Annotated in this window: 16 protein-coding genes, 1 tRNA gene and 1 pseudogene; 11 read left to right on the forward strand and 7 right to left on the reverse strand. The window is 37.1% G+C overall.

What is annotated here, in order from left to right:
• Positions 1 to 68: 68 nt before the first annotated feature.
• Positions 69 to 157: transfer RNA gene (locus CP357_RS07090), tRNA-Ser, on the reverse strand.
• 148 nt (positions 158 to 305) lie between these two features.
• On the opposite strand from CP357_RS07090, the gene bsh reads away from it, so the two are divergent.
• Entirely contained in the window at positions 306 to 1,283 is a 978-nt protein-coding gene (bsh, locus tag CP357_RS07095) for a choloylglycine hydrolase (RefSeq protein WP_087175835.1), read from the forward strand.
• Between the two features lie 103 nt (positions 1,284 to 1,386).
• Positions 1,387 to 1,962, forward strand: coding sequence for a phosphatase PAP2 family protein (locus CP357_RS07100; protein ID WP_098036921.1), 576 nt, complete (start codon positions 1,387 to 1,389; stop codon positions 1,960 to 1,962).
• Positions 1,963 to 2,014: 52 nt separating this feature from the next.
• Here CP357_RS07100 and CP357_RS07105 read toward each other — a convergent pair whose 3' ends face one another.
• Positions 2,015 to 2,848 carry a DegV family protein gene (locus CP357_RS07105; protein ID WP_098036922.1) on the reverse strand — a complete coding sequence of 278 codons (834 nt, stop codon included), beginning with the start codon at positions 2,846 to 2,848 and terminating at the stop codon, positions 2,015 to 2,017.
• A 226-nt stretch (positions 2,849 to 3,074) separates the two neighbouring features.
• Here CP357_RS07105 and eno point away from each other — a divergent pair, with 226 nt between their 5' ends.
• Complete coding sequence (eno, locus tag CP357_RS07110) at positions 3,075 to 4,361, forward strand: phosphopyruvate hydratase (RefSeq protein ID WP_025014319.1); 1,287 nt, start codon at positions 3,075 to 3,077, stop codon at positions 4,359 to 4,361.
• A gap of 90 nt (positions 4,362 to 4,451) precedes the next feature.
• Here eno and CP357_RS07115 read toward each other — a convergent pair whose 3' ends face one another.
• Together CP357_RS07115 and CP357_RS07120 are read right to left on the reverse strand one after the other, a co-directional pair.
• Positions 4,452 to 5,123, reverse strand: coding sequence for a DUF4767 domain-containing protein (locus CP357_RS07115; protein WP_098036923.1), 672 nt, complete (start codon positions 5,121 to 5,123; stop codon positions 4,452 to 4,454).
• A 10-nt stretch (positions 5,124 to 5,133) separates the two neighbouring features.
• Positions 5,134 to 5,622 (reverse strand): nitroreductase family protein, encoded by a 489-nt coding sequence (locus tag CP357_RS07120; protein ID WP_098036924.1) that lies wholly within the window; start codon positions 5,620 to 5,622, stop codon positions 5,134 to 5,136.
• Between the two features lie 132 nt (positions 5,623 to 5,754).
• Between CP357_RS07120 and CP357_RS10575 the strand changes: the two genes are divergently transcribed.
• From CP357_RS10575 to CP357_RS07150, 6 genes and pseudogenes are all read left to right on the forward strand, one after another.
• Positions 5,755 to 6,783 (forward strand): ROK family protein, encoded by a 1,029-nt coding sequence (locus tag CP357_RS10575; protein WP_098036925.1) that lies wholly within the window; start codon positions 5,755 to 5,757, stop codon positions 6,781 to 6,783.
• A gap of 155 nt (positions 6,784 to 6,938) precedes the next feature.
• Positions 6,939 to 7,661, forward strand: a complete 723-nt coding sequence (locus CP357_RS07130) for a GntR family transcriptional regulator (RefSeq protein ID WP_098036926.1) — start codon at positions 6,939 to 6,941, stop codon at positions 7,659 to 7,661.
• A gap of 10 nt (positions 7,662 to 7,671) precedes the next feature.
• Positions 7,672 to 9,153 (forward strand): annotated as a pseudogene (locus CP357_RS07135) (family 1 glycosylhydrolase).
• A gap of 96 nt (positions 9,154 to 9,249) precedes the next feature.
• Positions 9,250 to 9,660, forward strand: coding sequence for a DUF3284 domain-containing protein (locus tag CP357_RS07140; protein ID WP_098036927.1), 411 nt, complete (start codon positions 9,250 to 9,252; stop codon positions 9,658 to 9,660).
• A gap of 248 nt (positions 9,661 to 9,908) precedes the next feature.
• Entirely contained in the window at positions 9,909 to 10,613 is a 705-nt protein-coding gene (locus CP357_RS07145; RefSeq protein WP_098036928.1) for a GntR family transcriptional regulator, read from the forward strand.
• A gap of 82 nt (positions 10,614 to 10,695) precedes the next feature.
• Positions 10,696 to 12,141, forward strand: a complete 1,446-nt coding sequence (locus CP357_RS07150; protein ID WP_098036929.1) for a 6-phospho-beta-glucosidase — start codon at positions 10,696 to 10,698, stop codon at positions 12,139 to 12,141.
• 75 nt (positions 12,142 to 12,216) lie between these two features.
• On the opposite strand, the gene CP357_RS07155 is transcribed toward CP357_RS07150, so the two are convergent.
• A complete protein-coding gene (locus tag CP357_RS07155) occupies positions 12,217 to 13,137 on the reverse strand; it encodes an aldo/keto reductase family oxidoreductase (RefSeq protein WP_098036930.1) in 921 nt (306 codons plus the stop codon).
• Between the two features lie 137 nt (positions 13,138 to 13,274).
• On the opposite strand from CP357_RS07155, the gene CP357_RS07160 reads away from it, so the two are divergent.
• The gene (locus CP357_RS07160; RefSeq protein ID WP_087235613.1) at positions 13,275 to 14,204 is read left to right on the forward strand and encodes a nucleoside hydrolase; all 930 of its coding nucleotides are present in this window, start codon (positions 13,275 to 13,277) and stop codon (positions 14,202 to 14,204) included.
• Positions 14,205 to 14,254: 50 nt separating this feature from the next.
• On the opposite strand, the gene CP357_RS07165 is transcribed toward CP357_RS07160, so the two are convergent.
• Entirely contained in the window at positions 14,255 to 14,770 is a 516-nt protein-coding gene (locus CP357_RS07165; RefSeq protein WP_087175821.1) for a hypothetical protein, read from the reverse strand.
• A 10-nt stretch (positions 14,771 to 14,780) separates the two neighbouring features.
• Positions 14,781 to 15,050 carry an FMN-binding protein gene (locus CP357_RS07170; protein ID WP_025006152.1) on the reverse strand — a complete coding sequence of 90 codons (270 nt, stop codon included), beginning with the start codon at positions 15,048 to 15,050 and terminating at the stop codon, positions 14,781 to 14,783.
• A gap of 323 nt (positions 15,051 to 15,373) precedes the next feature.
• Here CP357_RS07170 and CP357_RS07175 point away from each other — a divergent pair, with 323 nt between their 5' ends.
• The gene (locus CP357_RS07175; protein ID WP_098036931.1) at positions 15,374 to 16,984 is read left to right on the forward strand and encodes an Mbeg1-like protein; all 1,611 of its coding nucleotides are present in this window, start codon (positions 15,374 to 15,376) and stop codon (positions 16,982 to 16,984) included.
• Positions 16,985 to 17,129 lie beyond the last annotated feature (145 nt).

Raw genomic sequence — 17,129 nt, forward strand, 5'->3', positions numbered from 1 at the left:
AGAGTTGGATTGATCGTCTTTCAGTATCTAAGGGTTAGTTTTTTCCCAGACACTTGCTAAAAATTCTAAGGAGTGTACAGGATTTGAACCTGCGCGCCAAGGAAAACTTGGTTCGCCGGATTTCGAGTCCGGTGCATTACCACTCTGCCAACACTCCATAACGTTATCATTATAACTCATTATTATAGATAATCAAAAACAAACTAGAATTTTATATAATTTCAAAATTTATTGTGCTAAACTATCCCTAAAGCATCATATCGGTACTCTATTTTTAGATATAGTTGATAGAAAAGAGAACAATTATGTGTACATCTATTATATTTAGTCCAAGGGATCACTACTTTGGCCGCAACCTTGACCTTGAAGTTACTTTTGGACAACAAGTTGTTATTACTCCACGCGACTACGTATTCAAGTTTCGTGACATGCCTAAAATCGATCATCACTATGCAATGGTTGGTATTGCATTAAATGCAGATAGTTACCCATTATACTTTGATGCAGCTAACGAAAAAGGCTTAGGAATGGTCGGTCTTAACTATCCAGATAACGCCATTTACTACGACGTAAAAGAAGGCAAAGACAATATTGCTTCATTCGAATTTATTCCTTGGATCTTAGGCCAAGCAGCTACTGTTGCAGAAGCTAAGAAATTATTATCTACCATCAACATTACCAAGAAGAACTTCAGTGACAAGATGCAAGCATCCCCACTTCACTGGATCATTGCAGATAAAACTGGTGTTTCTATTGTTGTTGAAACTGATGCAGACGGTATGCACGTTTACGATAATCCTGTTGGCTGCTTAACTAACAACCCACAATTCCCTAAGCAATTGTTCAACTTAAACAACTACGCAGATGTTTCTGCCGCAATGCCAAAGAACAACTTCTCAGATCAAGTTAAAATGGACGGCTACAGCCGCGGCTTAGGTTCACGCAATTTGCCAGGTGGTATGGATTCAGAATCCCGTTTTGTCAGAGTAGCCTTCAACAAGTTTAACGCCCCTACTTCCGATTCTGAAGAAGAAAACGTAGACACTTACTTCCATATTCTGCATTCAGTAGAACAACAAAAAGGCCTGGATCAAGTCGGCCCAGATGCTTTTGAGTACACTATTTACTCTGATGGTATCAATTTGGATAAAGGTATCTTCTACTACACTACTTACACTAATAAGCAAATCAACGTAGTTGATATGAATAAAGAAGATTTAGACAGCAGTGATTTAATTACTTACGATATGCTCACTAAAGGTAAATTTAATCATCAAAACTAAAAATTGCGCAAATAATGTTAATTTTGTTTAAAGATTAGCATTATTTTTTCTTTTGCGGTTAAAATAGATTTTACAAATAAGTTATTGGGGATATTGTGCATCAATGAATAATTATTTAGTGTTGCTCCTTGCAGCAACTGTATTAGTGTTACTCATTTTTAATATCAAGACCTCACGTCGTTTTAATCTATTTGACCACTGGCTACACCATCAATTAGTTAAAAAACGCAGTGGTTACAAATGGCAAGTAATTGCCTTTATTAACGATCCCAAATTGATGGTCGTTTGGGACGTGCTCTTAGCTGGCCTTTTGTTAAATGAAGAGCGCAATTTAACTGCACTTTGGGTATTGGGTACCTTAGGTTTTGCGGATATTTCCGGCATCATTTTAAAGAGATTGATCCGGCGCAAGCGTCCTATTCTCCACTCAAACATGGAAGAAGGCTACAGCTTCCCTAGTGGGCACGTTTTAGGAGCAACGACCATGGGGCTAATTCTATTGCAGCTTTTTGCTAAAGATTTAGGACTCGCCTTCATCATCACAGTTATTGCTGTTTGGATAATGGTAATCATTTCTCGCTTGAGTTTAAAAGCCCATTACCCATCAGACATAATTGGTGCAACTAGTTTGGCAATCGTTTGCTTTAGCATTTCACAACAATTGTTTTTAGCACTCTAAACAAAAACGAGTATGTTTCTTGGAACATACTCGTTTTATTTTAATTTATCTTTTATTCATGAAAACCAACCATAATTCCGCCCTCTTCAGCATAAAAACTGCAAAGGCCGCGCATTGGACGGATCGTAACTTGAGCATCAGGATATTCAGCCAAGATCTTATCTTTGATAATCTCGGCATCTTTTTCATTTTCGCAGTGGTCAATAATCACTTCACCGCCATGATAATTGTCGTCCTTCATGTATTTAAGCAATTCACGCATTGCTTTTTTCATACCCCTAGCCTTAGTTAATGGTTCAAGTTTACCTTCCTTGCTTGCCGTACCGATCAAGTTAATTTTCAAAAGACCGGCAACCTTGGCTACGACTGGTGAGACACGCCCATTCAGAGACAAATTATGTAGTGATTGCAGAATAAAGAGCAAATGCGTACGCATTCTGAATTTGGCAATTACTTCTTCGAGATCAACAAAGCGGATATCGCCTTGAATCATTTTCTCAATACCGTGCAAAACAATAGTTAATTCAGGGCCCGCACTTCTTGAGTCAACTACAATAATTTGACTGGTGGGATGCTTTTCCTCATACATTGTTTTTGCTTGAAGTGCTGAGGAAAAAGTACCACTCATACCACTAGTCATCGTGATGATGATAGCTTTTTCGGTACCTTCTAGTGCATTAAGCCAAGCTTGAATGCTAGGACAAGTAGTCTTACCGGCAATTTGATTTTGATTCATATCATTCAAAAATTCTCTGATATTCAAATTTTGATCGTCAATATAATCCTTACCGCCAAAAGAAATAGTCAAAGGTACTACTTCCACGTTGTGGTCAGGATCGCTTTTCATATTGCTACTAGAATCAATAATTAATTTAATATTCTCCATAATCGAATTCCTTATTTATCATAAACAATTATTTTAATACATGTATTATAGCGCGTTGATATAGTAATTTATTATTGTCTTTATTAATTTTTAAAATGTAAACCGCTTTCATATGTTTACATGATCACAAAGTTAGGCTAAAATTTGAATTGTAAGCGGGACAAAAATTGTTCCGTATGGCATGCAAAATTTTTGTTACATGCCATAATTTTTGAGGAGGTTTATAATGCTCAAATCAGTTATTGAAAATGTACACGCACTCGAAATTTTTGACTCACGTGGTAACCCAACTGTTGAAGTTCACGTTACCCTTTCAAACGGTGTCGTAGGTAAGGCTGAAGTTCCATCAGGTGCTTCAACTGGTGAAAACGAAGCCGTTGAATTACGTGACGGTGGTTCACGTCTTGGCGGTAAGGGCGTTTCAAAGGCTGTTAACAATGTTAACACTGAAATTAACGACGCTTTAAAGGGTATGGACCCATTTAACCAACCTAAGATTGACCAAACTATGATCGACTTAGACGGTACTCCAAACAAGGGTCGTCTTGGTGCTAACGCTATCTTAGGTGTATCAATGGCTACTGCTGTTGCTGCAGCTAAGGCTAGTCAACAACCTCTTTACCGTTACCTTGGCGGTATTGATCTTGAAATGCCACAAACTTTCCACAACGTTATCAACGGTGGTGAACATGCTGACAACGGTATCGACATCCAAGAATTCATGATCACTCCAATTGCTAAAACTTCATTCCGTGATGGTTTCGAAAAGATCGTTAACGTATACCACACTTTGAAGAAAGTTCTTGAAGACATGGGTTACGAAACTGGCTTGGGTGACGAAGGTGGTTTCGCACCTAACATGAAGAACTCAGAAGAAGCTTTGAAGGCTTTACACGAATCAATCGTTAAGGCTGGTTACAAGCCAGGCGAAGATATCGGTATTGCATGTGACTGTGCTGCTTCATACTTCTACAACAAAGAAGACGGCAAGTACCACCTTGAAGGCAAGGTTCTTGACGATGAAGAATTAGCTGCATACTACGACAAGCTTTTGGAAGAATTCCCAGAATTAATGTCAATGGAAGACCCATACGACGAAAACGATGTTGACGGTATGGTTAAGTTCACTGAATCACACAAAGACCGTATCCAAATCGTTCTTGATGACTTCATTTGTACTAACCCAGCACTTTTGAAGAAGGCTATCAAGGAAGGTGCCGGTAATGCTTCATTAATCAAGTTGAACCAAATCGGTACTGTTACTGAAACCCTTGAAACTATCCGTATGTCACGTAAGAATGGTTACAACACTATGATTTCACACCGTTCAGGTGAAACTGGTGACACATTCATCGCTGACTTGGCAGTTGCTGTAAACGGTGGTCAACTTAAGACCGGTGCTCCAGCTCGTTCAGAACGTGTTGAAAAGTACAACCGCTTACTTGAAATCGAAGAAGAACTTGGCAAGGGCGAACGTCTTGCATTCTTCCCAGACGATGTTGACCACGATTAATTTCGATTAACCGAGTACAATTTCAAAACAAAAGGCATGTAGATTAATTTCTACATGCCTTTTTGTTTTACTCTTAAACTGATTTATGCTTTATTTTTGATAAGCTTTTTCAAAGCCTTTAATCAAAGTAGTATCTTTAACAGTTTTAACTACTACCACTGCACCTTTTTTAGATTGATCAAGCAAAATCACAGGTTTATTCTTTTTTAAACAGAACAAGTAAGTGTTATGCCACGACTTAAAATTATCATTAGCAATCGCCACAACATTATATTGATACTTATTCTTGCCCAAAGGACTCCAGCCTATTTTAATTTGCTTTTTCTTTAAAACAAATCTTGCTTGTTTGAAAGCTTGCAGATATGTATCGCCTTTTTTAGTCTTCAAAGGATGAATTCCATCATAAAAACAATAAGTTTGACCTGAAGGTCTACTCCATTTATTTACTGCAACTTTCAATTTTTTATTTTTGGCTTCATTCCAATTAGTTTTTACTACTTTCTTGGTCTTCGGCTTAGACTTTTTCTTATTCTCATCTTTAACCTTAGTCTTCTCAACTTTTTTAGTTGTTTTCTTAACTGACTTTTTACTGCTGCTAGATACTGCTGACTCATTTTTAGTAGTTTTATGTTTAACTTCTGGGTTATCTTTTTTCACTGAACCAATAGTCACTGCATCCCTGCCAAAATGGACCTGACTACACCCAGATAAAGTTGCTGTCAGCATAATAGCAGATAGGCTAAGTAAAATTCTTTTATTCATTAACGATTCCTTAATAGATAGTTACTTGATAACGACTAGTACGGTCCTCCTTAGCTGGTTCTTCAGCAATTTTACCTACAGGAACAATTACTGTTGTTTCAAAGTCTTGGGCAATACCTAATTCTTTTTGAATATCAGCATAGTCATTCAGCTTTACGGCACCGCCCATGACATAAACAGAACCTAATCCTAAATCCGTAGCTTCAAGCATAATGTTTTCAGCTGCTGCAGAAGCATCACGTTCACCAAACATGTTGTCTTTCTTAGTATTGATTAAAAACAAAACTGGTGCGTTGTAACAAGCATTTCCTGTTACTTTTTCAATTTCGTTTCTTAATCCTTCATCTTTAACAACTACTAAGTTCATTACATCTGCTTGATGCATACCACAAGGTAAAGTTTGAAAAGCTTCAACCAAACTTTTAATTTCATCATCTGATACAGATTCTGCAGTAAAATTTCTAACTGTTCTTCTATTTTTTATAATTGCGTTTATCATATTTTTCTCCTCAGAGTATTTCTTCTATATTTGCTCATCTTTATTTTACCATTAGATAGTTTATTGGCAACGCTTTCAAAAGTATTTATGATGGGTTACAAAAGTATATATTTTTAATAAGGAGCAAACAAAATGAATTTAGCAGCAATTGATATTGGTGGTACAACTATTAAAATCGCAACTTGGAAAGATAATCAGCTTCAAGATAAACATGCAATCGATACGCCAAAAGATTTGAACGGTTTCTATCAAGCATTAACTGATGAAGTAGATAAAATCAAAAAAGATATCAAGATCGAAGGAGTAGCTATCTCCTCACCTGGTGCAGTTAATAAAAAGACAGGAATTATCGGTGGATCTAGTGCTATTGCTTACATCCACAACTTCAAGATTGTAGATGAATTAGAAAAACGTTTTGGTCTTCCAGTTTCTATCGAAAATGACGCTAACTCTGCAGCCTTAGGCGAATTAGCCGAAGGTAGTGGTAAAGGGTGTGACAGCATAGCTTTCTTTGTAATTGGTACAGGTATCGGTGGTGCCCTTGCTATTGGTTTCCTTGTTCCATTCTTCTGGTTCTTCGGTGTTCACGGTGGTTTGATCATGGGTTCACTTGTAGCCCCAATGCTTCAAGCTAACACTGCTGATAACGCAAGATTGTTCGCTGCAGGTAAACTTTCCCTTGCTAACGGTGCTCACATTGTTACCAACGAATTCTACAACAACTTCATTAACTTAACTGGTTCAGGTATTACTATTGGTTTGATTGTCTTCACTTTAGTTGCTGCTAAATCTGTTCAATTGAAATCAATCGGTAAATTGGAATTGGTACCTGGTATCTTCAACATTAACGAACCATTCCTCTTCGGTTTGCCAATCGTTATGAACCCAATGCTTGCTGTTCCATTCTTCTTGACTCCATTAGTTGTTGCTGCATCAACTTACTTAGTAATTAAAACTGGTATTGTTCCACCACTTAACGGTATTGCTGCTCCTTGGACTACTCCAGCCATAATTTCCGGATTCTTAATCGGTGGTTGGAAGATGGCCATCTGGCAATTCTGTACTTTACTTATTTCAACAGCTATTTACTGGCCATTTGCTAAGAAGTACGATAAGGTATTGCTTGCTAAAGAACAAAAAGAAGCCAAAGAAGCAAAATAATCTAGATCAAAATTTGGCTTAAACAATCAAAAAAAGAGATGTTGTTGAACTATAAAGAAATAGTAAAATGACATCTCTTTTTTGATAAAGTATAGATTTTTATTGTAAAATAGATATATAAGTATAATGTTTAATTAGAAATCAGATGATAAAACATGGCAAAGGCAAAATATTTAGAAGTAGCAAGTGAATTAAAGAAAAGAATAGAAAATGGCGTTTACAGTAGACAAGAGCCCCTTCCAGATCAAGAGGCCTTTGCCGAGGAATTTAATGTCAGCAGATTAACTGTCAAAAAGGCTTTTGATGGTTTAGAAAGACAAGGTTTAGTTTATAAGCAATCAGGACTAGGCACCTTTGTTTCTGGTGATATTCCAATTAAGTCAGCTTTAGATTCTCCAGCTAATGCATTTACGGGTTTAAGAAACTTATTGGGAAAGAAGAATATTAAAAGTCAAGTTCTTCACTTCTCTGTGGAGTTCCCAGATGAACAAATGCAAAAGAATCTAGAACTTAAAAAGAATGAACCAGTTTACAACATTATTCGTTTGAGACTCTATGACGGCAAGCCATACATCATTGAACATACTTATATGCCTATCAAATTAGTTCCTGACCTAGATGAAAAAATTCTACATGCATCAATTTATGATTATATTCATAAGAAATTAAAGCTAAAATTCGGTCATGCTTATCGTAAAATTCGTGCAGCTAAGCCTAGCGAATATGACAAAAAGTATTTGGGTGCCAAAGATGATGATCCAATGCTAGAACTGGAACAGATTATTTGGCTGACCAATGGCCAACCGATTGAATATTCAGTCAACCGCAATCGCTACAATACTCGTGACTATGTATTATTAGACAACAATAGATTTTAGAGGTGTTTTTATGGCATTTGATAATAAATTTACTTAGGGCGGTGCTACGGCCGCTAACCAATATGAAGGTGGATACGATGAAGGCGGCAAAGGTTTAAACGCCGTTGACGTTTTAACTAACGGTTCAGCAACTGAACCACGTAAGGTTACCTGGAAGAAACCTAATGGTGAAACTGGTGCTACCCCACTTGTTTGGGGCCAAAATTTTAAGTTGCCAGAAGGCGCTGTTCCAACTATGTTTGATGGCCACTACTATCCTAGTCACCAAGGAACTGACTTCTACCACCACTACAAAGAAGATATCAAGTTAATGTCCGAGATGGGCTTTGATGTGTTCAGACTTTCAATGAACTGGTCCAGAATTTTGCCTAATGGTGACGATGAAAAGCCTAACGAAGAAGGTGTAGCATTCTACGATAAAGTATTCGATGAATGTGCTAAATATGGCATCGAACCATTAGTTACGCTCTCTCACTACGAGACTCCTCTTTCATTAATTACTCGTTTCGGTGGTTGGAAAGATCGTCATTTAATCGACGCCTTCGTTCATTACTCAGATATCGTAATGAACCATTACAAGGGCAATGTTAGATACTGGCTTACTTTTAACGAAATTAACGCTATGGATATGGCTCCATACATGGGCGGTGGTTTAATCGACGGTAGCGAACAAAATCGTGCTCAAGGTGCTCACAATCAATTTGTAGTTAGTGCTAAAGTAGTTAAATTAGCTCACGAAATCGATCCAAACAATCGTGTGGGACAAATGTTAGCCTACTCTGCTTACTATCCATACACTTGTGATCCTAAAGATCAACTTAAAGTAATGGAAGCAAAACAAGACATGCTCTTTTACAGTGACGTTCAAACCGGTGGACACTATCCAGAATATCGTTTGAAGAAATATGAACGTGACGATATTAAGCTTGACGATACACCAGAAGATTATGAATTAATTGCTAAGTACCCTGCTGACTTCTTAAGCTTCTCCTGCTACACTTCAAATGTTTTAACTACTCATGAAACTGAAGCTAAAGCATCTGGTAATGTTAGCGCAGGTGGCGTTAAGAATCCTTACCTTGAAAGTAATGCTTGGGGTTGGGCAACTGATCCAGATGTCTTAAGAATAGCTCTTAATGACCTTTGGGATTGTTACCACAAGCCTTTATGGGTAGTCGAAAATGGTTTAGGATCTGCCGATATTTTAGAAAAAGATGGCAAAGTCCACGATGATTACCGCATCAATTACTTGCGTAGTCAAATTAAATCTATGAGGGATGCCGTTACAATTGATGGCGTCGATCTAATGGGCTACACTACTTGGTCAGCAATTGACTTAGTTTCAAATGGTACTGGTGAAATGAAGAAACGTTATGGCTTTGTCTATGTTGATCGTGACGACCGTGGTCATGGCTCTCTTAAACGCTACCCTAAAGACTCATTCTATTGGTACAAGAAAGTCATCGCTTCTAATGGTGAAGATTTAGATTAACCATAAAAAGACAATAGAGTCTGGCGAAAAAGCTAGACTCTATTTTTATAAAAAGATAAGATTAAACTATAAGTGACATAGAGGGAAGGAAATTTATTGATTACTATTTCTAAACAATTTAGTTTTAAAGCTAAAGATTTCTTTGATTACCTTGACCAACAATTGATTACCAGTATTAAACAAGCTCGTAATAATAATATGCCTGTTACTTTACAAGCTGGTACCGAATATGAGCAATCAGGAGCTAAAGTAAAGATCACTGAATATGAACGAGACAAAGTATACGCTGCCCACTTTGTTTCTGACCGTTTTGATATCATTATTAAGTATGTAACTGAAGACAATGACCAAGGCGTTAAGATCACCTTCAGTGAAGAAATGCTTCACTTCGAACGCGAGAAGCATGGTAAACTGCAAACCATGTTCTATAACTGGCAACTTAAAATGGGCGCCAATAAGGAATTAAAACGAATGGCTGACAACGTTTATGCTAATATGGCTGCGTAGAATCGTCCTCTCAGCATCAAAAAGTGTCTGGGAAAAACTAACTTCCAGACCATGAAAAAAGCGATGAACTTCATAAGAAGTCATCGCTCTTTTTGTATACTTTAAACCCATTCCTTTAAAGCATAACGCTTTACATATGAAATCGCTTACAAAAATCTTTTTTTGTAGAAACCGTTTTCATATTATGAGAAAAACCTGTTAGAATATACATGTAATATATTTCTTTACAATAGAAAGGAGGCATTATTTTGAGCCGCTACCAAGAAATCGCTAGTGATATAGAAAAAGACATTATTGAGAAAAAATATAAAGATCGATTGCCTGAACAATTCGAACTTGCTCAAAAATACAATACTAGCCGAGTGACGATCGTTCATGCCCTTAAAATTTTGCAAGATAAGAAATTAATCAGAACTGTCAAAGGTCATGGTACATTCATCACTACTAAATCTATTCCAGATATTTTCTTAAATTCTGGTGTCAACGAGCACAATGGTTTTACCAGACACGTCAACAGTGCATTTCATTTAACTAGTCATGTTATTGCCTTCAACATTAGAAAACCTAGCGCTAGTGAACGCAAAGCATTAAGCTTAGGTAAAAATGATGATGTTTATGATATTATTCGACAACGTGTCTTAAATGGAAAACCCGCTAAACTTGAATATACAATTATGCCAGTAAAAGGGATCCCTGGTATTACGTTGGACATATTGCATAAGTCTGTTTATTCATATATCCAAAATGATCTCGGTCTTAAAATCGGTAAAGACAACCGAGTTATCACTGCCGAAAAATCAGATGCCTATGATATGAAATACTTAGATTGCATGCGTGATGATCCAGTTCTGTGCATCCAACAAAAAGCCTTCCTAGAAGACGGACGTCCATTTGAATTATCAGAAACACGTAATCGCTATGACCGTGGGGCCTTAACCATCAACGGAAATTAAAACCACTTAATTTTAATAAGTAAGTATATAAAAATTGCGTTGTAAACGTTTCCAGTTACATACAGAAAGAGAGGAATAATTAATGTATTCAGCAAAAATGCCAAAGAACTTTTTATGGGGTGGCGCTGTAGCCGCTCACCAACTTGAAGGTGCTTGGAAAGAAGGCGGCAAAGGTACTTCTGTTGCCGATGTTATGACCGTTGGTTCTGCTACTAAGCCACGTGAAATTACCGATGGTGTACTTCCTGGCAAGAACTACCCTAACCACTCAGCAATTGATTTCTATCACCACTATAAAGAAGATATCAAGTTAATGGCTGAAATGGGCTTTAAGGCATTCAGAACTTCTATTGCTTGGACTAGAATTTTCCCTAATGGTGATGAAAAAGAGCCAAATGAAGAAGGTTTAAAGTTCTATGACGATTTATTTGATACCTGTCATGAATACGGCATTGAACCTGTAATTACCCTCTCCCACTTCGAAATGCCATTCAATTTGGCTAAGAACTATGGTGGTTTTACCAACCGTAAAGTAATTGACTTCTTCGTACATTTCGCAGAAGTTTGCTTCAAGCGTTACAAGAACAAGGTTAAGTACTGGATGACTTTCAATGAAATTGATAACCAATCAGCATTTAACAATGACTTCTTAATGGCTACTAATTCTGGTATTCTTTTCAAAGATGACATGACTGACAGGGATAAAGAAGCTGCAATGTATCAAGCTGGTCACTATGAATTAGTTGCTTCTGCATTAGCAGTTAAGATTGGTCACAAGATCAACCCTAACTTCCAAATTGGTTGTATGATCAACTACTCACCTGTTCGTCCACTTACTCCATCAAGTGATGATGTATTATTAGCTGACAAGTGGGAGCAACGCCGTGATTGGTTCTCAGACGTTCATGTTTTTGGCGAATATCCAAATGCTGTTGAAGCTTATATCGAAAGAAATGGCTACCGTCCTGACATCACTGATGAAGATAGAATTGTCTTAAAGGAAGGTACAGTTGATTATGTTGGCTTTAGTTACTACCAAACTACTACTGTTTCAAGCGAAAAAGTTAAGCCTGATGATTTAACTGATTTAGCTAAAGCTGTAGCTAAGAACCCTACTTTGAAGCGTAGTGACTGGGGCTGGGAAATCGATCCAGAAGGTTTGAGAATTGCCTTAAACCAATTGCAAGATCGTTACCACAAGCCATTGTTCATCGTTGAAAATGGTCTTGGTGCTTACGACAAGGTTGAAGACGGCAAGGTTCACGATGACTACAGAATCGACTACTTGAGAAACCATATTTCAGAAATGGAAAAGGCTGTTGAACTCGACGGTGTTGACTTAATGGGTTACCTTCCATGGGGATGCATCGACTTGGTTTCTGCTGGTACTGGTCAAATGGACAAGCGTTACGGCTTTATCTACGTTGACAAGAATGATGCCGGTGAAGGTACTTTGGCTCGTTCACGTAAGGATTCATTCTTCTGGTACAAGAAGGTCATCGAATCAAACGGTAAAGATTTAGATTAAAATAATTATCTTAATTACTAAAAAAAGAGTTAGGTGAAATTCATCTAACTCTTTTCATTTGGCCTTTTTAACTTATTATGGCAAATCATTACCGGCTGCTAAATACAAATCGTACCATTCTTGCTTAGTTAATTGAATGTCGCTACCAGCCGCTGAATCCGCAATATGCTGAGGATTCATTGAACCAACCAAGATTTGAATCTGTCCAGGACAACGCAAAATCCAACTGGCTGCAATTGCATTTTTACCTACTTGATAATGTTCGGCTAACTTTTCTAATTCTTCATTTAATTGCGGAAACTTCGAATTATTGATAAAGGTTCCTTCAAACATACCATATTGGAATGGTGACCAGCACTGCAATGTTATTCTGTGCCGCAATAAGTAATTCCACGTTTGGCCATCATGATCTACTGACTTTTCATCGGTCATGTTGGTATGAACAATACTATCAAGCATCCCCGTGTGCATCAAGCCAAACTGCAATTGGTCAAACATAATTGGCTGAGTCACTGCTGTTTTAAGCAATTCAATTTCACTAGCATTAAAGTTAGAAACACCAAAGAAGCGCACCTTCCCTTGTGCCTGCAATGTATCAAAAGCCTCTGCTACCTCCTCTGGATCCATCAAAATATCGGGCCGGTGCAGAACCAAGCTATCTAAGTAGTCAACCTGCATTCTGTCTAGGATGCCATCTACAGCAGTCAAAATATATTTTTTAGAAAAATCATATCGCTTGCCTGGTACAATCCCTGTTTTAGATTGGATGAAGAGCTTATCTCGGCCAATCTTTGTTTCTTTTAGTGCCTGCCCAAAAACTGTTTCTGACTTTCCACCGCCATATATATCGGCTGAATCGATAAAGTTAATTCCTTCTTCATAAGCTGCACTAATTGCATCCGCCGCTTCTGTTACGCTTTTTTGATCCATCCGCATAATGCCTAAAGCCATAGCCGGAATGGAAAGCGTAGATGGTCCCATTTTAATTTGTTTCATAGTTATTGCCTTTCTGTGTATATCAATATTCTTATTATAAGATTAATGTAAGCGGTTTTACAAATATCTTAAATTAAAATACTTCTTGTTAATTAGACATGCTAAAATGAATGTAATTAGTTAGAAAGGTTCAAAAAATGAAACAAATATATTTTAATCATGATGGTAACATTGACGATTTAGTATCTTACCTGCTTCTTTTGCAAGCTCCTGATATCAAATTGTTAGGTGTCGGTGCAATCGATGCCGACGGTTTTATCGATCCCTCTGTTGCAGCATGCCGTAAGATGACTGATCTTTTTAATCTGCGCGGAGATAAATTAGCAGTTGCCCGTTCAAATTCAAGAGCTGTCAACCAATTCCCACACGACTGGCGCATGGCTACATATTCCTTTAATTATTTACCTATCTTAAACGAAAAGGGTTCGATCGATACTCCACAAGCTGAATTACCTGCTCACCTTGATATGGTTGAAAAACTTAAGCATGCAAAAGAACCAGTCACATTAATTATGACCGGTCCTTTAACTGACTTAGCACGTGCTCTTGATGTTGACCTAGATATTGAAAAACATATCAAAAAACTTTACTGGATGGGCGGCTCTCTTGATGATCATGGTAACGTAGCCATGGTTAACGCAGATGGCAGTCAGGAATGGAATTCATTCTGGGATCCATACGCTGTTAAACGCGTTTTTGATTCCAATATTTCAATTCAAATGGTGGGCCTTGAAAGTACTGAAGAGATCCCATTAAATGATGAATTGCGGCAACACTGGGCAAGTTTACGCAAATATCCAGCTATGGATTTAGTTGGCCAAGGCTACAGCCTAATTATCTCAATCCCTTCTGCTGAACTTTACCTTTGGGATGTACTTACTACAGTTAGTGCATTGTATCCAGAAGTTGTTAAAACTGAAAAAGCTAAGGCTACAGTTATTACTGATGGAATGAGTGCTGGTAGCTTTAGACGTGATCCTAACGGTCGTGAAGTTGACATCGTTACTAAAGCAAACAAGGAATTATTCTTCCAAAAGATGGATGAAATTCTTGAGAGAACTAAGTAATAACATTACCATGAACAATAAAAGCATCCCGGAATTGGGATGCTTTTTAATTAAATTGCCTTAATAAACTTTTTATATAAAATCACGGCAATCCACGCCGAAATAAATGAAGGTAAAACGACAACCACTAGCAAATTCGGATCTAGGAAATTACCTACTCTAATGAAGTGAGTAATCGTACTGATATGCTTAATATTGCTGAAAATTGCCTGATAAACTGTCACATAAATCAGCGACCATTGAATATAATATTCAACCAAAGTCAAAGTCGTCGTCGAAAACTTGAAAACATGAGCGGCCACTCGCATTCCCCAATAGATAAACATCCCGGAAAGTACCACAAATGCCGCCAGCAACAAGAAGAGATTCCCTAAATTCACATGATCCTTATCCTGCATCATGAAATATGCAATTACAAAAAAGAGCAAAAAGTTAACTGTACTAAAGAAAATTTGAGCAAGAAATAAAATTGCCGCCTTCAAAAATTCAAATTTATGCTCCGAACGAAAAAGGGCAATAATCAAGATGATAATTGCTCCAATAACAAAGTATGTTGTAACGTGCATTAATCTTCCTCTACTTTTTTGCTTGCTTTAGAGCATCCGTAACTGCTTCTTTAACTCCATTTGAAGTAAAAGTTGCACCACTTACCGCATCGATATCTGCAGATTGCTTAGTCAGAATTTCATTTTCAAGCTGCTTTTCTGCTTTTTGACCATATTGTGGCGTTTCAGTAGATAAATCTAAATCAGCTGCCACGATTTTTTGATCCTTAACAGTTAACTTCACTTTAACAAAGCCTGCCATGCCTCTTGCTTCAGCATCATATATTCCATCTTTTAACATAAAAATTCCCCTTTTAAAATAAAAAAACGCCCTCATACATATTGTACAATACATACAAGAGTAATTTTTTCAAAAAATGTAAAGATATAAGTATACCATTAACTATCAATAACTGATATACTTATGTGCGGGTTATAATTTCTATAAGTCCTTATTATAATCCATCATTACAGGTAGTTGAATCCCCTTCTACCTGTTTTTATTATAGTATAAAATAACAAATGTTGTTAAATAGCTAAAAAAGTTTTTTATTACACTATCTCTCAATAGTTACGTTAAAATTGTAGAGGGGATTATAGTTTTTTCATTTGAAGAGGTAAAACATGTATCCAGATAATAATATTCTTACATATTTAGAATGGCGTGGAGACATTGACTTTAGTACATCGCCTTTCAATGATATTGATGCACTTGTTTTATCTATTTTTTCTTATCTTGAATTGCATGATATTGTTAGTGGCGATGCTAAAACAATTACTGTAGATGAAGCAGCTAAGCTCTATTTTGCAGATGATCACCCACGTAATGATAATTTGCAATATCAAGAACTATTTAAATTAATGGCACGAGCCGAGCGTTTTAAAAAGGCGCAATTATCTTATTTTACTAGCACGTTAACTGAACATACTCAATTTAGTGCCATTAAAATCGAATTAACTGATGGAACTAATTTCGTCGCCTTTCGTGGTACAGATGATTCACTTATCGGTTGGAAAGAAGACTTTGAAATTAGTTTCAGAATTACTGTTGCACAAAAGCAAGCAGTTAAATTACTCGAACGTATTTTAAAAGCGGACGATCAAGATTATTATCTTTGTGGTCACTCAAAAGGTGGCAATTTAGCCGAATATGCTGCAATTAATATTGAGCCCAAACTTCGTAAACGAATTAAGCGGATCTACACTTTTGATTCTCCTGGTATCGCTGAAGAAGTAGGTGCACAGCTTCCATTAAAATATCTACAAAACACGTTAAGAAGATTTGTGCCAGAGTTTAGCGTTATCGGCCGCTTATTTGAACCTGAAGGAATCCATCCAACTATTGTGAATAGTACGCGCAATAATTTGAGTCAACATGATACTTTCAGTTGGCAAATCATTGGTTCGAGCTTTGATACTAAAAGGCATAGAAATCCGCAATCAAAAGTTTACAATCAACTAATCAACCAATGGATTGGAAACGCAACGCTTGAAGAACGCGAATCTCTAACCAATGATTTATTTGCTGCACTAGGCGCAAGTGGCGCTACCAAGATCAACGAATTAGATAAAAATGGTTTCGGTGGTTTTGGGGCTATTCTGCTGTCATTCACAAATTCTTCTCGTAGAACACGCTTCGTTTTTGGCTCCTTGTTTTCATCAATTTGGCAAACAATCAAAAGTCGCCATCTAACTAAAGTACTGTTTTCGACTGATACAATCGTTGGTTGGATCCTGGTAGTGTTGGGTATCATCAGTTTAACCATGCCTCAATATGCATTACGTGCTTTTGGTGTTCTAGTAGCATTTGCTGGAATTGGCTTTAGTGTCCATCAAATTTTAGATACGGCAAATTCTAGTTTAAAAGAGAAGCAGAAACAGTTCTTTATTATTTCATACTTAGTTGTTTTTGCTCTATCAACGGCTTTAATTTCTAATAATCGTTTGTTAATCTTCTTAGCTCACTATTTCTTGGGAATATTTTTAATTATTTATTCTTATGTCAGACTGCGGCAACTAATTCTTCATAGAATATCAGGCGTATTCCGGATCACAGTCGTGGCTACGGAAGCAGTTATCGCCTTTGCCTTAGGAATTATCGTCATCATTAATCCACGAGCATTCGATCGCAAATCTATCCTGATAATGGGAATTTTATTAATTATCTACGGTTTCTTCAAACTTATTGGAGAATTATTTGATCAGCGGCCCAAGATGCCAAAAAATCACAGATGAAAAAGGCAAGATGGATTTTTCCAATGTCATTAAGTTAAGACATTGACAATTAAGGGTGCTTTTTTAGAGATCGAATCATTTGGATTCGATCTCTTTTTTTGTATAAAATAAAGGCGAAAAGACCTGCCTTTTCGCCTATCTTATA

The sequence above is a fragment of the Lactobacillus sp. UMNPBX6 genome (genome assembly GCF_002553975.1).
Taxonomy (GTDB): domain Bacteria; phylum Bacillota; class Bacilli; order Lactobacillales; family Lactobacillaceae; genus Lactobacillus; species Lactobacillus gallinarum.